The 17,064-nt window shown below is 65.3% G+C and carries 15 protein-coding genes and 1 pseudogene; 9 read left to right on the top strand and 7 right to left on the bottom strand.

All coding sequences use genetic code 11. The annotated features are described in order from the left end of the window. Positions 1 to 24: 24 nt before the first annotated feature. The 4 genes from ABMA46_RS17715 to ABMA46_RS17730 are packed head-to-tail and all read left to right on the top strand — an operon-like array spanning position 25 to position 3,318. Positions 25 to 888, top strand: a complete 864-nt coding sequence (locus ABMA46_RS17715; protein WP_349001323.1) for a branched-chain amino acid ABC transporter permease — start codon at positions 25 to 27, stop codon at positions 886 to 888. Continuing rightward, positions 885 to 1,832: a branched-chain amino acid ABC transporter permease gene (locus tag ABMA46_RS17720; protein ID WP_349001324.1), complete on the top strand. Its 948-nt coding sequence runs from the start codon at positions 885 to 887 to the stop codon at positions 1,830 to 1,832. The genes ABMA46_RS17715 and ABMA46_RS17720 overlap by 4 nt, the downstream gene beginning before the upstream one ends. Continuing rightward, a complete protein-coding gene (locus ABMA46_RS17725) occupies positions 1,829 to 2,563 on the top strand; it encodes an ABC transporter ATP-binding protein (protein WP_349001325.1) in 735 nt (244 codons plus the stop codon). The genes ABMA46_RS17720 and ABMA46_RS17725 overlap by 4 nt, the downstream gene beginning before the upstream one ends. After that, a complete protein-coding gene (locus ABMA46_RS17730; RefSeq protein WP_349001326.1) occupies positions 2,560 to 3,318 on the top strand; it encodes an ABC transporter ATP-binding protein in 759 nt (252 codons plus the stop codon). Before ABMA46_RS17725 ends, ABMA46_RS17730 begins: the two co-directional genes overlap by 4 nt. A gap of 39 nt (positions 3,319 to 3,357) precedes the next feature. Here ABMA46_RS17730 and ABMA46_RS17735 read toward each other — a convergent pair whose 3' ends face one another. From ABMA46_RS17735 to ABMA46_RS17745, 3 genes are all read right to left on the bottom strand, one after another. Beyond that, a complete protein-coding gene (locus ABMA46_RS17735; protein WP_349001327.1) occupies positions 3,358 to 4,695 on the bottom strand; it encodes an FAD-binding oxidoreductase in 1,338 nt (445 codons plus the stop codon). Positions 4,696 to 4,825: 130 nt separating this feature from the next. After that, complete coding sequence (locus tag ABMA46_RS17740) at positions 4,826 to 7,942, bottom strand: efflux RND transporter permease subunit (protein ID WP_349001377.1); 3,117 nt, start codon at positions 7,940 to 7,942, stop codon at positions 4,826 to 4,828. 23 nt (positions 7,943 to 7,965) lie between these two features. Continuing rightward, positions 7,966 to 9,162 carry an efflux RND transporter periplasmic adaptor subunit gene (locus ABMA46_RS17745; RefSeq protein ID WP_349001328.1) on the bottom strand — a complete coding sequence of 399 codons (1,197 nt, stop codon included), beginning with the start codon at positions 9,160 to 9,162 and terminating at the stop codon, positions 7,966 to 7,968. Between the two features lie 280 nt (positions 9,163 to 9,442). Between ABMA46_RS17745 and ABMA46_RS17755 the strand changes: the two are divergent. Together ABMA46_RS17755 and ABMA46_RS17760 are read left to right on the top strand one after the other, a co-directional pair. Further along, positions 9,443 to 10,260: pseudogene (locus ABMA46_RS17755) on the top strand (tripartite tricarboxylate transporter substrate-binding protein); the annotation flags it as partial. A 122-nt stretch (positions 10,261 to 10,382) separates the two neighbouring features. Then, positions 10,383 to 10,667, top strand: a complete 285-nt coding sequence (locus ABMA46_RS17760) for a hypothetical protein (protein ID WP_349001329.1) — start codon at positions 10,383 to 10,385, stop codon at positions 10,665 to 10,667. A 128-nt stretch (positions 10,668 to 10,795) separates the two neighbouring features. Here the strand turns inward: ABMA46_RS17760 and ABMA46_RS17765 are convergent, their stop codons facing one another. Both ABMA46_RS17765 and ABMA46_RS17770 read right to left on the bottom strand, forming a co-directional pair. Next, a complete protein-coding gene (locus ABMA46_RS17765; RefSeq protein WP_349001330.1) occupies positions 10,796 to 11,548 on the bottom strand; it encodes an SDR family NAD(P)-dependent oxidoreductase in 753 nt (250 codons plus the stop codon). Between the two features lie 137 nt (positions 11,549 to 11,685). Next, complete coding sequence (locus ABMA46_RS17770) at positions 11,686 to 12,516, bottom strand: alpha/beta fold hydrolase (RefSeq protein WP_349001331.1); 831 nt, start codon at positions 12,514 to 12,516, stop codon at positions 11,686 to 11,688. A gap of 34 nt (positions 12,517 to 12,550) precedes the next feature. On the opposite strand from ABMA46_RS17770, the gene ABMA46_RS17775 reads away from it, so the two are divergent. Continuing rightward, positions 12,551 to 13,270: a GNAT family N-acetyltransferase gene (locus ABMA46_RS17775; protein WP_349001332.1), complete on the top strand. Its 720-nt coding sequence runs from the start codon at positions 12,551 to 12,553 to the stop codon at positions 13,268 to 13,270. Between the two features lie 81 nt (positions 13,271 to 13,351). On the opposite strand, the gene ABMA46_RS17780 is transcribed toward ABMA46_RS17775, so the two are convergent. Beyond that, positions 13,352 to 14,605, bottom strand: coding sequence for a cytochrome b (locus tag ABMA46_RS17780; protein ID WP_349001333.1), 1,254 nt, complete (start codon positions 14,603 to 14,605; stop codon positions 13,352 to 13,354). Positions 14,606 to 14,748: 143 nt separating this feature from the next. After that, complete coding sequence (locus tag ABMA46_RS17785; protein WP_349001334.1) at positions 14,749 to 15,213, bottom strand: carboxymuconolactone decarboxylase family protein; 465 nt, start codon at positions 15,211 to 15,213, stop codon at positions 14,749 to 14,751. A 233-nt stretch (positions 15,214 to 15,446) separates the two neighbouring features. Between ABMA46_RS17785 and ABMA46_RS17790 the strand changes: the two genes are divergently transcribed. Next, positions 15,447 to 16,067: a glutathione binding-like protein gene (locus ABMA46_RS17790; protein WP_349001335.1), complete on the top strand. Its 621-nt coding sequence runs from the start codon at positions 15,447 to 15,449 to the stop codon at positions 16,065 to 16,067. Between the two features lie 145 nt (positions 16,068 to 16,212). Continuing rightward, complete coding sequence (locus tag ABMA46_RS17795; protein WP_349001336.1) at positions 16,213 to 16,953, top strand: sensor histidine kinase; 741 nt, start codon at positions 16,213 to 16,215, stop codon at positions 16,951 to 16,953. Positions 16,954 to 17,064: the final 111 nt, after the last annotated feature.

The raw sequence follows: 17,064 nt of genomic DNA on the forward strand, positions 1-17,064 counted from the left end.
AGCGGACAGGGAGAGGGGGACGGCTTGGATCTGCTCGCGCAAATCCTCATCAACGGCATCCTGCTGGGCGGGCTCTACGCCATCATGGCGCTCGGGCTCGCCCTCGTCTGGGGCGTGCTGAACATCGTCAACCTGTCCCACGGCGCCTTCATCATGCTGGGCGCCTACCTGTCCTGGTATCTCTACAGCTGGGCCGGCATCGACCCGTTCCTCGGCCTGCCGATCACGGCGGTGCTCATGTTCTGCCTCGGCTACGCCGTCCAGCGCGGCCTGCTGAACTTCGTCGTGCGCGGGCCGATGTTCAACACGCTGTTGATCACCTTCGGCCTCGAGGTCGTGCTGACCTATCTGGCACAGCTCGCCTTCTCGGCCGACTTCCGCACCATCAACCCCTCCTATGCGGGCAATTCCATCCCCTTCGGCCCGATCGTGATTCCGCAGGCGCGCCTGATGGCCTTCGGCATCGCCATCCTGCTCACCGTGGCCATGTGGATCTTCCTGCTCAGGACGCGGCTCGGCCGCGCCATCCGCGCCACCGCGCAGAACCTGGTGGCGGCGCGCCTCTACGGCGTCGATCCGCGCCACCTCTATGCCGTGACCTTCGGCATCGGCATCGGCCTGGCCGGCGTCGCGGGCGGCCTCTACGGCACCGTCTCGCAGATCAACCCCTATATCGGCGCGACGCTGACGGCGAAGTGCTTCGCCATCGCCATCATCGGCGGCCTCGACAGCCCGCTCGGCGTCATCGTCGGCGGCATCGTGCTCGGCCTCATCGAATCGCTGGCCATCCTCTATGTCGGCGCGACCTTCGGCGACGTGGCGAGCTTCGGCGTGCTGGTTCTCGTCCTCATCCTGAGACCGAGCGGCCTGCTGGGGAAAACGACATGAACGGCATGCGCTGGATCCTCGCCGTCATCGCCGTCGCCGTGCTGGCGTGCGTGCCCTGGTTCGGCTCCGACGTCGTCGTTCAGTTCGGCATCTCCACCCTGCTGTTGGCCGTGCTGGCGCAGGGCTGGAACATCATCGGCGGTTACGCCGGCTACGCCTCCTTCGGCAACTCCACCTTCTTCGGCCTCGGCGCCTACGGCGTCGCCATCGCCATGGTGCAGTGGAACATGCCCTTCTGGGTCGGCATGGTCTTCGGCGCGGTGATGGCGGTGGCCTTCGCCATCCTGCTCGGCCTGCCGGTGCTGCGGCTGAAAGGTCACTATTTCGCCATCGCCACCCTGGCGCTGGCGCAGGTCGTGGCCGCGATCGTCTCCAACATCCCGCTGTTCGGCGAGAACATCGGGCTGGTGCTGCCGCCGCTCAACAACGACGCCATGTTCTACGAGATGGCGCTGGCGCTTCTGGTGGCCGCCACGCTCACCGTCTGGTGGCTGACACGAAGCCGCTTCGGCTTCGGTCTGATCGCCATCCGCGAGAACGAGGAAGGCGCGGCCGTCATGGGCGTCAACACGACGGCCTACAAGGTTCTGGCCTTTGCGCTGTCCGGTCTTTTCTCGGCACTTGCCGGCGGCATCCAGGCCTACTGGATCACCTTCCTCGACCCGGCCAGCGCCTTCGACATCAGCCTCAACGTCAAGATGATCATCATGACCGTGTTCGGCGGCCCCGGCACGGTGCTCGGACCGATCGTCGGCGCCTTCGTGCTGTCGGCCATCTCCGAGGTGCTGTCGAGTGAGATCACCTCGGTGGCGAGCCTGTTCTTCGGCGTCGTGGTGGTCGCGGCCGTCGTGCTGATGCCGCGCGGGCTGGCCGACGTGGTGCGCCGCTTCCGCAAGAGCGGCTGGCACTATTTCGCCGAGAACATCAGGGCGCACAAGCTATGAGCGCGCTGCTCGAAACCGTCAACCTGACACGCCGCTTCGCCGGCCTCGTGGCCGTCAACGACGTTTCCTTCTCGATCAGGCAGGGCGAGATCCTCGGCATCATCGGCCCCAACGGCGCCGGCAAGACGACGCTGATCAGCCTGATCAGCGGTACGCTGGCGCCGAGTTCCGGCGACATCCTGTTCGAGGGCAAGTCGATCGCCGCCCTGCCCGCCTTCCGGCGCGCCCGACTCGGCATCGGTCGCACCTTCCAGATCATGCGCCCCTTCCCCGGCCTGTCGGTGCTGGACAACGTCGCCGTCGGCGCGCTGTTCGGCCACGGCGACGGCGAGGCCGACCTTGCAAAAGCGCGCGAGAAGGCGCGCGCGCAGCTCGATTTCGTCGGCCTCGGCCGCTTCGCCGACCAGCGCGCCGACGAACTCGGCGGCCCCGGCCGTAAGCGGCTGGAGCTCGCCAAGGCGCTGGCCATGCAGCCCAAATTGCTTTTATGCGACGAGGTGATGGCCGGCCTCAACCATGTCGAGATCGACGAGGTGATCGAGGTCATCCGCAAGGTGCGCGACGCCGGCATCACCGTTCTGGTGATCGAGCACGTCATCAAGGCGATCAAGAGCCTGTCGGACCGGCTGCTGGTCATCCATCACGGCGAGAAGATCGCCGACGACCTGCCCGACGCCGTGCTGTCCGACAGCCGCGTGGTCGAAGCCTATCTCGGCAAGAGGCGGGCATGAGCGCGGACGCGAAGATGCAGGGCAAGGGAAAGACCGGGAACGCCGGAAAACCGCTCATGACGGTCGAGAATCTGTCGGCCGGCTACGGCGGCGAGCAGGTGCTGCGTGAGATTTCCTTCGAGGTGCGCCGCGCCGAGATCGTGGCGCTCGTCGGCTCGAACGGCGCCGGCAAGACGACGACGCTCAGGGCGCTCTCGCGCGTCATCGGCTCGACGGGCACGGTGACCTTCGACGGCAGGACCACCAGCGCCATGTCGCCGGAGGACGTGTTCGGCATCGGCCTGGTCCAGGTTCCCGAAGGCCGCCAGCTCTTCGACCGCATGACGGTCGAGGACAACCTTCTGATGGGCGCCTTCCGCCGCAACGACAAGGGCGAGGTCGCGCGCGACCTAGAGCGCATGTATGCGATGTTCCCGCGCCTCGGCGAGCGTCGCCGCCAGCTGGCCGGCTCCATGTCCGGAGGCGAGCAGCAGATGTGCGCCATGGCGCGCGGGCTGATGGCGAAACCCGTCCTGCTGATGATCGACGAGATGAGCCTCGGCCTCGCCCCCGTCGTGGTCGACCAACTCATGCAGGTGCTCGGCGCCATCCGCGACGAGGGCGTGACCGTGCTTCTGGTGGAGCAGGACGTGCACTTGGCGCTGTCGGGCGCCGACCGCGGCTATGTCATGGAAACCGGCCGCATTGTCCACGAAGGCGCGGCCGCCGACCTCATCGACGATCCGGAAGTGCGCCGCGCCTATCTCGGCTTCTGAGGCCCCGCCGGCCGGGCCGCTGGCCGCGCGGCGGACGCCTCACAGGACCTTGCCTGGGTTGAGGATCCCGGCGGGGTCCAGCGCCGCCTTGATGGCCCGCATGGCGGCAAGCTCGCCTGTGCTGCGGCTGTGGCCGAGCCAGTCGCGCTTCAGCGTGCCGATCCCGTGCTCAGCCGAAACGACGCCGCCCATGTCGCGCACAAGATCGTAGGCGATGCGGTCCAGCGCATGGACGTCCGCTTCCGGCAGGCCGGGCAGTTCCACCATGATGTGCAGGTTGCTGTCGCCGACATGGCCGAAGAAGAAGCTGCGCGCCGACGGCAGGGCCGCCGCGATGCGCGCGCGGCAGGCGCGCACATAGTCGTCGGTCAGCGCCACCGGCAGGCTGAGATCGAAATTGGCGATGTCGGGCAGTTGCGCCTCGGGCAGCGCGCCCTCGCGCACCTCCCAGAACCGCCGTGCGTCGGCGCGCGACTGTGCAACCAGCGCGTCCGAAACGATGCCTTCCTCCAGCGCCGTTTCCAGGAAAGGTTCCAGTTGCCCGCCCTCCGTCTCCACGATCACGGCGAAGGGCGGGATGTCGGCAAACAGGCGGCGCCCGCCGCAGACCTCGAAATAGTCGGCCCACATCACCTCGAACGCCGAAAGCATCACGCGCTTGCGCGCCAAGGCCATGAGCGCCAGCACAGCGGCGTAGCTGTCCAGCGCGCAGACAGCCGTCTCGATCCCTTCGGGCAGCGGCCTCAACCGCAGCACCGCGCGGGTGACGACGGCGAGCGTTCCTTCCGAACCGGCGATGAGGTTGCGTAAATCGTAGCCGGTGTTGTCTTTCTGCATGCGCGAAAGATGCGATAGCACCGTGCCGTCCGCCTGCACCGCCTCCAACCCCAAAAGATTCTCGCGCACCGTGCCGTAGCGGATCACCCGCAGCCCGCCGGCGTTGGTGGCGATGTTGCCGCCGATCTGGCAGGACCCGCGCGCGCCGAGATCGACGGGCAGCAGGAAGCCGGCTGCCTCGGCGGCGTTCTGCGCCGTTTCCAGCACCGTTCCGGCCCTGACCACCATCGCCCCGGCGACCGGATCGATCTCCTCCACGCCCTGCAGCCGCGCCAGCGACAGGGCGATGTCGCCGGGCCGGCAATTGGCGCCGCCGGCAAGCCCGGTCATGCCGCCCTGCGGCACCACCGGCTGCCGATGGCGATGGCAGATGGAAAGCGCCGTCGACACGTCGGCGACCGAGCCCGGCCGCAGCAGGGCGAGCGGCAGGTCGCGGCCCGTGCCGCTCGCATCCGAGCGCTGGGCGACCCCCGCCAGCGCAGCGCCTGTCAGCACGGTTTGTGGACCGAGAGCGGCCTGCAGTTCGGAGACGGCGTCCATTCCGGCGCTCCCATGATCGAGTCAGCGGTCGGGCCATCGCTAAGCCACGCTTTCGCGCGGCGCAAGGCAACCACGCGGCGAACGTCGTGTGCGAGACGAAAGAAAGCTCGCGCGAGATCGAAACTCCGGATCAGGCGCCTGAAACCTCGTCGTGGTGGTTGCGCTTTCTGCTCATTCTGGCAATGCCGGTAAAGAAGAGCGGCACGAAGAACACGCCGAGCACGGTCGCCGCGATCATGCCGCCCATGACGCCAATACCGATGGCGTTCTGCGCGGCCGAACCGGCGCCTGTCGCCCGCGCCAGCGGCAGCACGCCGAGAATGAAGGCAAGCGAGGTCATCAGAATGGGACGAAGACGCTGCCTGCATGCCTCGACGACAGCATCGACCGCGTTGCGACCTTGGGCCATCAGTTCGCGTGCGAACTCGACGATGAGGATGGCGTTCTTCGCTGTCAGGCCGATCGTGGTGAGCAGGCCGACCTTGAAATAGACGTCGTTGGACTGGTCGAACAGCCCGGCCGCCGATAGCGCGCCGAACACGCCGACGGGCACAGCGAGAATGACCGAGAAAGGGATGGACCAGCTTTCGTAAAGCGCCGCCAGGCACAGGAACACGACCAAAAGCGAAACCGCATAGAGCAGCATCGCCTGCGAGCCGGCCAGACGCTCCTGGTAGGAAAGCCCGGACCAGGCGGCGCTGTAGCCGCCCGGCAATTCGGCGACCAGCCGTTCGGCCTCGGTCATCGCCTCGCCGGAACTGGAGCCGGGCGCCGCCGAGCCGTTGATGGCGATGGCCGCCGTTCCGTTGAAGCGCGCCAGGGTCGGCGTGCCCTGCACCCATTTCGTCGACGCAAAGGCCGAGAACGGCACCATCTCGCCGCTGTCGTTGCGCGCATACCAGCGGTTGATGTCGTCCGGCTGCATGCGAAAGGGCGCGTCAGCCTCGACATAGACAGGCTTGATCTCGCCCTTGTAGACGAAATCGTTGACGTTCGTGCCGGAGAAGGCCGTCGTGATCAGATTGTTGATCGCCGAAAGATCGATGCCGAAGGCGCCCGCCTTTTCCTCGTCGATGTCGATCTTGAGCTGCGCCTCCAGGGTTTTCGTGTTGCCGCGAATGTTCTGGATGACGGAGCTGCCGCCGGCTTCATCGGCAAGCGTGTTGCTGGCGGCGTTCAGCGCCTCGCGCCCCTTGTTGGCGGTATCCTCCAGATACATGGAGAAGCCGCTGGATTGGCCGAGACCCTGGATCGCCGGCGGCGCCAGCACGAAGACCTCGGCGTCGCGGATCTGGCGGAAATAGGCCGAGGCGCGCTGCGCCACGGCGGATGCCGAAAGCTTCGCGTCGGTGCGCTGGTCGAAGTCCTTGAGCCTCACGAATCCCATCGCGGCGTTCTCGCCGCTTCCGCTGAAACCGAAGCCGAGCGTCATGAACACGCTCTGAACGGCATCCTTCTCCTGGGTCAGGTAGTAATTCTGGACAGTATCTATGGCGGCCTGGGTCCGCGCGGCGTTGGCGCCGGCCGGCAGCGTGATCTGCGTCATCAGCACGCCCTGGTCCTCCTCGGGAAGAAAAGAGGAAGGCAGTCGCGTGAACAGGCCGTAGGCGCCGACAACCAGCACGGCGAAGATCAGCAGGAAGCGCAGCGGTCGCAGCACCAGGCCGTGGACCGCGTCGCCGTAGCGGCCCGTCATCCTTTCCAGCCCGCGTTCGAACCAGCCCAGCCAGCGCGCCAGCGGGCCGCCATGCGAGGGCTTGAGCATGAGCGCGCACAGCGCCGGCGTCAGCACCACCGCGACCAGCACCGAGAGCAGCATGGCGCTGGCGATGGTGACGGAGAACTGCCGGTAGATGACCCCGACGGACCCCGAGAAGAACGCCATGGGGATGAAGACCGCCGTCAGCACCAAGGCGATGCCGAGCAGCGCGCCGGTGATCTCGCCCATGGATTTCTCCGTCGCCTCGCGCGCCGGCAGGTTTTCGGTGCGCATGATGCGCTCGACGTTCTCCACCACGACGATGGCGTCGTCGACCAGCAGGCCGATGGCCAGCACCATGGCGAACATGGTGAGCATGTTGATGGAGTAGCCGAGCGCGGCCAGCACGCCGAAAGTGCCCAGAAGCACGACCGGGACCGCAATCATCGGGATCAGCGTGGCGCGCAGATTCTGCAGGAACAGCAGCAGCACGACGAAGACGAGCACGATCGCCTCGATCAGCGTCTCGATCACCTTCTGGATCGAGAGCTGCACGAACGGCGTCGTCTCGTAGGAATAGGCGATCTCGACGCCGGCAGGCAGGGAGTTTGCCAGTCCGTCGAGCTCGGCATGCACCAGTTGGGCCGTGGTGATGGCGTTCGCCCCCGACGCGAGTTGCACGCCGAAGCCCGCCGCCGGCATGCCGTTGTAGGTCGAGCGCTGGCCGTATTTCTCCAGCCCTATCTCGACGCGCGCGACATCGGCGAGCCGCACCGTCGAGCCGTCGCTGGCGGTCTTGAGGATGATGCGCTTGAACTCGTCGGCAGACGTCATCTGCGTGCGCGCGACGATCGAGGCGCGCAGTTGCTGGCCCCTGACCACCGGCGTCGCGCCGATCGATCCCGCGGCCACCTGCACGTTCTGCGCGCCGATCGCCGAAGTCACGTCGCTCGGCACGAGCTGGTATTTCTGCATCAGCGCCGGGTCGAGCCAGATGCGCATGGCGTAGCCTGAACCGAACGATTGCACGGAACCGACGCCGTCGAGCCGCTCGATGCGGTCCTCGATCTGGCTCGACATGATGTCGGACAGCTCGTCGGACGTGTAGCGGCCGTCGCGCGAGACGATGTTGCCGATCATCAGGATCCCGGACGGCGAACGGTTCACGGTGACGCCCTGGCTCTGCACCGATTCCGGCAGTTGCGACTGCACCCGCGACAGCTTGTTCTGGACCTGGACCTGGGCGAGCTCAGGGTCCGTGCCGTTCTCGAAGGTCAGCGAGATCGAGGCCGAGCCGGTGCTGGACGTCGATTCCATGTAGAGCAGGCCTTCGAGGCCGGTCATGGCGCTCTCGATCTTCCTGGTGACGGAGTTCTCCACCGCATCCGCCGTCGCGCCGCTGTAGGTGGCGCCGATGCGGATCGTCGTCGGCGCGATGTCGGGATATTGCGAGATCGACAGCGAATAGATGCCCATCACGCCGGCGAGCAGCGTCGCGATGGCGAGCACGATGGCGAAGACCGGCCGAGCGATGAAGAAATTCGCGATGGCGTTGCGCGGAGCTGCGGCGCTCATGGCTTTGCCTTGCCTTCGGCCTGCACTGCGGAAATGGCCTGCTTGACCACGCCGTCTTCGTCGATGGTGGCCTCCACGGGTTTTACCGCCGTTCCGTCGGATATTTTCTGGAAACCGTCCACAATCAGCCTGTCGCCGTCGGCAACGCCGTCGACGACGATCCAGTCGTTGCCTTGCGAGCCGGAAGTGGTGATCTTGCGCAGCTCTGCCTTGCCGTCGGAGGAAACGACATAGAGTGTGGCTGCGCCCGAATTGTCGCGCGTGACCGCCCGCTGCGGGATGAGGAACGCGTTCGGCATGGTGCCGAGGTCGACCTTCGCCCGCACGAACATGCCCGGGATCAGCATCCGGTTCGGGTTCGGGAAGGTGGAGCGCAAGGAGAAGGTTCCGCTGGTCTGGCTGACGACCATCTCGGCCAGGGTCAGCTTGCCCTGCTGGGCGTAGGCCTTGTCGTCGTCGAGCGTCAGCGCGACATCCGCCGCGATGCCCGGCTGACGCCCCAGCTTCCCTGATTTGACCTCCTCGCCGATGCGCAGCAGGTTGGTGCTGGAATCGACCAGATCCACATAGATCGGATCGGTCTGGCGGATGGTGGCCAGCGCATCGGTCTGGTTGGCCGTGACGAGCGCGCCGACGCTGACGGCCGAGACGCCGATCGTCCCGGCGATGGGCGCTTTGATGGTCGTGTCGTCCAGGTTGATCTGAGCGCTTTCGAGATCGGCGCGCGCCGCTTCCTCGCTCGCCTTGGCTTGCAGCAAGGTTGACTGGGCGTCGTCCAGCGCCTGCGCGCTGACGGCGTTCGTCTGCGCCAGCCTGGCGGTGCGATCATAGCTGGCTTGGGCGCTGGCGGTCGCTGCTTCCGCCTTCTTGACGGCCGCGGCGGCAGCGTCCAGGGCGGCCTGATACTTGCGGTTGTCCAGCTCGTAGAGAACGTCGCCCGCGGCAACGGCGCGCGTCTCCTTGAAGGCGATCCTGCGGATGATGCCGTCGACCTGCGGACGGACCTCGGCCGTGGCATAGGCGACGACCCGCCCCGGCAGCTCGATGCTGCGCGGCACGTCCTGGCGCTTGAGAGCGATCACACCGACCTCGACCGGACCGGCCGACGGCGGCGGGCCTGCCTGGTCACTCCGATCGTTGCATGCCGCAAGCGCGAGGAGCAGCAGTGTCGCTGCGAGACGGCAGTATCTCATCTTCGATGCCTGTATTGATGAAGGGATGGACAGCATCGGCATGGGTTCGAAAAAACGCAAGCCTGCGTTGCGCCAAGGCACCGAAAGCGCCTCGCCCACGCGAAGGCGAGGCTCAGTCGCCATGCCGCCAAACGGCCACCAGCAAATAGTCGTCGGCCTCGTCGCCATCACGCCGGCTGCCCATCTATCTCGACCTCAATTCGGTTGGGCCGGAAACGAAGGCGCTCGCGGCACAAGAGATTGCCGGCGGCACCGGCCGTTTCGTCGAAGGCGCGGTGATGGCGCGGGTGCCGCCCTATGCCGAGAAGGTTCCGATCCTAGTGGCTGGAGAGGCGGCGGCCGAGGCTGCAGAACGGCTGAACCGGCTTGGCATGAACCTGGAGGCCTTCGGGACAAAGCCCGGACAGGCTCCGCCCTACTGGTGCTGACCGGAACGATCACCTCGGCATTGCGCAAGGCCTGATCCCCTTCAAATCGCCGGATCTGCGCCTGCTGAGGGCTATGCAGTCCGAGCCCTCGTCGCTGGCCGTGTTGGCCGACAGCCAGTTCAAAACTGTCGACGACTTCGTGAAATACATGAAGGAGCACCCGAACGGCCTCAAGGTCGGCGGCCACGCGCCGGGCGGCTTCCACCAGTACATGCTCTATCAGTTCATGAAGGCCGGTGGTTTCGAGAGTGGCTGGATCCCGCACGACGCCTCCGGCAAGGTGGCGCTTGGCCTTCTCGGCAAGCATCTCGACGCGGCCATGATGACGCCCTCGACCGACCTGGCGCAGGTCAAGAGCGGCGAGATCAAGTTGCTCGGCATCTCCATGGACAAGCGCAGCGAATTCCTGCCGGACGTTCCGACCTTCAAGGAGCAGGACTATGACGTCGAGGGTGCGGTGTGGCGCGGCATCGCCGTCAAGGCAGGCACGCCCGTCAACAACATCCAAGCGGCGATCGACAAGGTGACCGCTTCCGCCGACTGGAAGAAGTTCCAGGCCGACCAGTTCCAGGACGGCCCGGACTGGAAGGAGGAGGAATTCACCAGGCGCGCTCAGGCCGACCTCGACCAGCAGACCGAGTTCCTGAAAGCCGCCGGCTATCTCAAATGACCAGTTCCGCCGCGACGGAACCGGTGGTCGAGCCTCTCCCGACGGGAGGGGCCAGGCCGCATCTGTGGAAGAACGTCGTCGCCGGCCTCGTCTGCACCGCCTGAAACGCGACCTTCCTGGTCATGAGCCTTGAACTGCCGGCGGGCCATTCGCGCGGCGATGTCGGCCCCGGCATGGTGCCGCTCGAAATCGCGGCGCTGGGCCTCGTGGTCTCAGTCATCTATCTGGTGCAGGCGCTGCGCGGCGTCGGCCTGGAAGGCACCGACGGCGCCTTCGAAGTGCCGCGCGTCGCCGGTCTGGTCGCGGTCTTCACGGTTGCTGCTGCGAGTGCCGCCTGGATCGGCCTGGCGCCGTCGCTCGGCCTCGCCGCCGACCTGGCCACGCTTCTGTTCCACGGCGAAAGCTGATCCTGCGCGCCGTGGCGACCGGTGTCGGCTTCTGGGCGATCGCCTATTTCGTCTTCGCCAGGCTGCTGCAACTGCCGCTGCCCTGAAGGTCCGTGCGGCACGGCAAGCCGGCGCAGCCCGTCCTTCGCTCACGTCAGGCCGAGGCCTCCATCGACCGCGATCACCTGTCCGGTGATCCAGTTCGAAGCCGGGTCCGAGAGGTGGACGATCCAGCGCGCGATGTCGTCGGGCATGCCGCGTCGCTTGAGAGGAATCTGTTCGCGCTCCGCTTCCTCGACAAGCGCGGCCTGCTCGGGTGAAAGCCCCATCATGCCGGTCAGCGCTCCCGACGCGGTCGGACCCGCGGCGACGGCATTGACGCGGATACCTTGCGATGCCAGTTCGAGCGCCCAGCAGCGGGTCAGGTGCTCCAGGGCAGCCTTGCTCGCGGCATAGTGGGACAGGTCCGCCCCCGGTTTGTGGCCGAAGGTGCTCGACACGTTGACGATCGTCCCCGCCGTTTTGGAAAGGTGCGGCAGGGCTTCCCGGGCAAGAAGGCTCGGCCCCACGACATTGACGGCGAGGATTTCCCTGATCTGCTCGGCGCTGGCATCGGCCAGCGGCGCCAGCGCGCCGGCTCCGGCATTGTTGACGAGGACGTCGAGGCGGCCCCAGGTCTCCACGGCCAGGGCCACGCTCTTGGCCGCATCCTTCGGTTCGGCGACGTCGGCAACCAGCCCGACGATATTTTCCTGACCCGCGGCCACGCGCTCCAGCGGCTCGGAGCGGCGCCCGGTAATGACGACTCGCGCCCCCTGATCGGCCAGGGCCAGCGCCACGGCGCGTCCGATACCCGAACCTGCGCCCGTAACGAGAGCGACCCTGTCCTTGAATGTCGACATGACGTGTTCCTTGATTTGCTCGGCGCGATCGAGGAGCGGATGGGGCGACCGGATCGTCCGAAATTCGAGAATTGGGGCGGTCGCCAGCCGAAGAAGCAGGGCGGCTGGCGACCGGGCTCAGGGAAAGCGCCGGCAGCCTAGGGGCGGATGAAGGCAAGGATATCGCGGTTCACCAGTTCGGCGTGCGTGGTACACATGCCATGCGGCAGGTCTTCATACACCTTGAGCGTTCCGTTCTTCAGCAACCCGGCCGAAAGCGGGCCTGAATCGGCGAAGGGCACGATCTGGTCGTCCTTGCTGTGCATGACCAGCGTTGGCGTTTCGATGAGCTTGAGATCCTCGGTGAAATCGGTTTCCGAGAACGCCTTGATGCCTTCGTAATGGGCCTTGGCGCTGCCCATCATGCCTTGCCGCCACCAGTTGCGGATGATGCCGGGCACCGCTTCCGCCCCCGGCCGGTTGAAGCCGTAGAAAGGACCCGAGGGAAAATCGATGTAGAACTGCGCGCGGTTCGTCGCGAGAGATTGGCGCAGCCCGTCCAGCACCTCGATCGGCAGCCCGCCGGGGTTGGCGGGCGTTTTCACCATGATCGGCGGCACGGCGCCGATTATGACGAGCCTGGCAGCTCGCTCCCTGCCGTGGCGGGCCACGTAGCGGACGGCTTCGCCGCCGCCGGTGGAATGCCCGACATGGATGGTGTTCCTGAGGTCGAGGTGCTCGATCACGGCTGCGACATCGGCGGCGTAGTGGTCCATGTCGTGGCCGTCGCTGACCTGTGCCGAGCGGCCATGGCCGCGACGGTCGTGCGCGATGACGCGGTAGCCCTTGCCGAGGAAGAACAGCATCTGCGCGTCCCAGTCATCGCCGCACAGCGGCCAACCGTGGTGGAAGACGATCGGCTGGGCGTCCTTCGGTCCCCAGTCCTTGTAGAAGATCTCGGTGCCGTCCTTGGTGGTGATGGTGCTCATGGATGTCGATCCCTGGTTTGGCTCGTGAGAGGAGATGGTTCGTTCGCTTCGCGGTTGGGCGAGTGTGGGCATCACGCCTGCCAGCGTCGTCGTGACCGCGCCGACCAGAACATCGCGGCGCGACGGGCGGACGGACGAAAAGACGTTGTTTCGCATTGACCTGGTCCTTGTCCTGGATGGCGCGGGGCGAAAGGCTGGATTGGCCGACGCCCATCGGTCTGTTCAACGGCCGACGGCGAAAGGATGCGCCGAGGGCGCCCGTCAAACCATTCGTCGCAGGTATCTGTCGGATAATGCGAAGGTCTATGACCTGGCTTTGGAGGGGTCAGGAGGACACTCCAATTGTCCGGTTCGCCCTGATCTTCCGTCCAGTCGCGCGCGCATCCATGCGGTTCTAGCGTCCTCGACAGCACAATCCGCCCGGCATTGGCTGATCGCCGGCGGCCGGGACGTCAGGAAAGCGAGGCCGGGAATGGACGCGAAGGTTCGGGAAAACAGGCAACTTCATCGTTTCGAGTTGCCGATCTCACACGGGCTGGTCGCCGCCGCCTACTATCGCCTGGAAGGCAACAGCATCGTGTTGTTCCATACGGAAGTTCCCTCGGAATTCGCTGGTTTGGGCATCGGCTCGCGCCTGGCGCGTGACATCTTCGACCTGCTTCGCGCGTCCGGGCGTAAGGCGGTCCTGAGATGCCCCTTTATGAGCCGGTTCCTTGCCAACCACCTGGACTATCTGGACGTGATCGCCGGGTAGCCGCCCATGACACATTCGCAACCTGCGGTCAGACGTAACCGATGAACACGATCTGCGTCTCTTCACCTGAGCCCAGACACCCTATCCATGTTTCTCGCCAAGCACCGCTTCGGTGATCGAATTGGGCAGGCGGCGCGGCGTCTCGATCAGGCCGAGAACCGGCATGACGATCAGGAAGAAGGCGAAATAGAACAGCGTCGCAATCTGCGCCATCAGCACGAACGATCCTTCCGCCGGCTGCGAGCCAAGCCAGCCCAGCAGGATGCAGTCGGCGGCGAACAGCCAGAAGAACAGCTTGTACCACGGCCGGTAGACGGCCGAACGGACCTTGGAGGTGTCGAGCCAGGGCACCAGGAACAGCATGACGATGGCGCCGAACATGCACAGCACGCCGCCCAGCTTGGAATTGATCGGCCCGACATTGAAGGTGATGGCGCGCAGGATCGCGTAGAACGGCAGGAAGTACCATTCAGGCACGATATGCGCCGGAGTCTTCAGCGGGTTGGCGACCGTGTAGTTGTCCGGATGGCCGAGATAATTCGGGATGTAGAAGACGAAATAGGCGAACACGACGAGGAAGGCGGAAGCGCCGAACAGATCCTTCACAGTGGCGTGCGGCGTGAACGGCACCACGTCGGTCTTCGATTTCACCTCGATGCCGGTCGGATTGTTCTGGCCCACCACATGCAGCGTCCATATGTGCAACGCAACCACACCCGTGAGCATGAACGGCAGCAGGTAGTGCAGAGCGAAGAAGCGGTTCAGCGTCGGATTGTCCACCGCGAAGCCGCCGAGCAGAAGCTGCTGGATCCAGTCGCCGACCAGTGGAATGGCCGAGAAGAAGCCGGTGATGACCGTGGCGCCCCAGAACGACATCTGCCCCCAGGGCAGCACGTAGCCCATGAAGCCGATCGCCATCAGCAGCAGGAAATTGATGCAGCCGAGTACCCACAGCAGCTCGCGCGGCGCCTTGTAGGAGCCGTAATAGAGGCCGCGTGCCATGTGGATGTAGACGGCGATGAAGAAGAACGAGGCGCCGTTGGAATGCAGATAGCGCAACAGCCAGCCGTGATTGACGTCGCGCATGATCTTTTCGACGGACAGGAAGGCGAGCGCGGTATCCGGCGCATAGTGCATGGCCATGGCGACGCCGGTGACGATCTGAGCCGCCAGCATCATGGTGAGGATGCCGCCGAACGTATAGGCGTAGTTCAGGTTGCGCGGGACGGGATAGGCGATGAAGGAGCCGTGCACGAATCTCGGCAGCGGCAGCCGCTGATCGAGCCAGCGTTCCCATGCGGCCTTCGGCGTATAGGGTGAATGGACACCGCTCATCGGATCGTTCCTCGTTGAAACGCTCTTCCGTTCATGCAGGGAAGCATTACGGGCCGCCCTCGTTGGGGGGCAAACGGGGCGGCCCGCAAGCAGAGCGGCACGAAACGGGGGAGGACGGGCCGTTTCGGGCCTGAGGCGGCAAATCAGGCGGCCGCTCTGTCTGTCTGCTGTACCGGGTGGACGGCGCGGGCCGCGATCTGCAGCCGGTTCCAGAGATTGATCGCGCCGACCATGACCGTCAGGTTGACGATCTCGGCCTCGTTGAACTGGCTCCTGACCAGTTCGTAATCGGCATCTGCGGCACCGGTCTCCTTGATGTTCGTGAGCGATTCCGTCCAGGCGAGCGCTGCACGTTCACGGTCGGTATAGAGCGGCGATTCTCGCCAAGCGTCGAGCATGATGATGCGCATGTCGCTTTCGCCGTTCTTGCGGGCATCGCTCGCGTGCATGTGGATGCACATGGCGCAGCCGTTGATCTGCGACGCGCGCAGCCGGACAAGTTCGCCAAGGCCGTGCTCGATCCCGCCGGCGCCGAGCGCCTTCTCGACGTCGAGCAGGGTCTTGGCGAGGTCGGGGGCGATCTTGAAGGGAGCGAAACGAGGCGTCATTTGCTGGTTCCTTGGTTGGAGTGAAGACGGACCGACTATGTCCGCCTTCTCCGGGCGCCCGCTATCGTGCCCGAGGCTGCCTTCCCCCATACCTTGGTTCAGGACGATCTCCACCGACAGCGCAGGGCGGTTCGCCCCCAAGCCACATGGTTCGTTGCGCCTCCCATGCAGAATCAGAAGCGACGCGCATATCGCGTCTGATCCACTGTCCGTAGGAAGTGAGGAGATATTCCATGAAACTCTACTACAGCCCCCTGGCATGCAGCCTGGCAGACCACATCGCGCTTCTGGAAGCCGGTGTTCCGTTCGAGCGCGAGGCGGTCGACCTCAAGACCAAGCACACGGCGTCCGGAGCCGACTTCGCCACCATCACGCGCAAGGGATACGTGCCGGCCCTTGTGCTGGACGGCGGCGAAATCCTGACGGAGAACATAGCCATCCTCGACTGGATTGCCTCGCAATATCCCGCTCTGCGCGCAGACGGCCCGCTCGGCCGTACGCGGACGCTCGAGGCCCTGACCTATATTTCCACCGAGATCCATCGAGCCTTCAAACCCATGTGGCATCAAGGTACGGAAGAGGACAAAGCCAAGGCGAGCCGTTCTATCGCCGTATTGCTGGGCCTGTTCGCCGCCGACCTGGAGACCGACTACCTGTTCGGCGACGCGCCCGGCGTCGCGGATTTCTACCTTTTCGTCATGCTCCTGTGGGCCAGGCGCTTCCGCGTTTCCATTCCCAAGCCGCTCGAAGCGCTCCGGATTAAAATTGCAACCCGGCCGGCCGTGCGTGCGGCTATGGAGCACGAAGGGCTTTTCCAGTCCCTGAGAGAAGCCAGCCGGGCGGATGCCGGGTGAATTCCATCCATGCGGCCGTCGCGACGACCTGTACTGCGGTATGGCAGACCCGACCCCTTGATCCAATCGACCATGGTTCCGCTCACCCGTAGCGTTTTGCTGCATCACCTGCATGCCAGGCAAACGAAGGAACAAGGACTGCGCCATGCCACAACTGGAACCGACCAAACCATTTCTCTCAGCCTATGCCGAAGAGGCGACTGCCTTGAAGCGCCGCAGTCTTCTGGAGAGCGCCGCCGTGGCTCACGAACTGGGCAATCTGATCCAGATCGCCTCGTCTGCGGTGAACATCATTGCGCGCAGCTCGCGGTTCGACGTGACGCCGACGCTGGAGCCGGTGATTTCGGGCGCAAGAACCTCTCTCGAACGCGCTGGCATCCTCGTCAGGCAGTCCCTCCATCGTGCAGAGCGCGACCCTTCCGATGTCGGGCATATCGATGTCGCACAGGCCGTTGCAGAGATCGCGGATCTGATCCGGCCCACATGGGCGCCGACGCATCGTATCGCTTTGGACGTTGGCGCTGTTCTGCCCGCGGTGAAATGCGAGCCTCTCGGGTTACAGAGCGCGATTCTGAATCTGGCGCTCAACGCGCGCGATTCGATGCCGAACGGGGGCACCATCACGATCACGGCGGCCATGCTTTTTCCGGATGACGACAAGACGCTGGTCGAACTGAGTGTCGCGGACTGCGGAATCGGCATGACCGACGAAACCATGAAGCGTGCCTTCGATCCATTCTTCACGACCAAGAGCGGTGGGCTCGGCGGTGTCGGCCTGCCCATGGTGAAGCGTTTCGTCGAGGGCGCGGGCGGCCAGATCAGGCTGTCCAGCATGCCGGGCGCCGGCACTACCGTGACGCTCTTCCTGCCGGCAGTTCGTCGATAGCGGCCCCATACGATTCGCTTCGGTAAAGACCTGCCCTTCCTGTCGCACCGCCCGGTTTGCGGAGCGGCGCCACAGGGACGAATTCCCTATGATCATCAATATAGGTTTTCT

Origin of the sequence: Mesorhizobium hunchu (genome assembly GCF_040081975.1) — a bacterium.
GTDB lineage: Bacteria > Pseudomonadota > Alphaproteobacteria > Rhizobiales > Rhizobiaceae > Mesorhizobium > Mesorhizobium hunchu.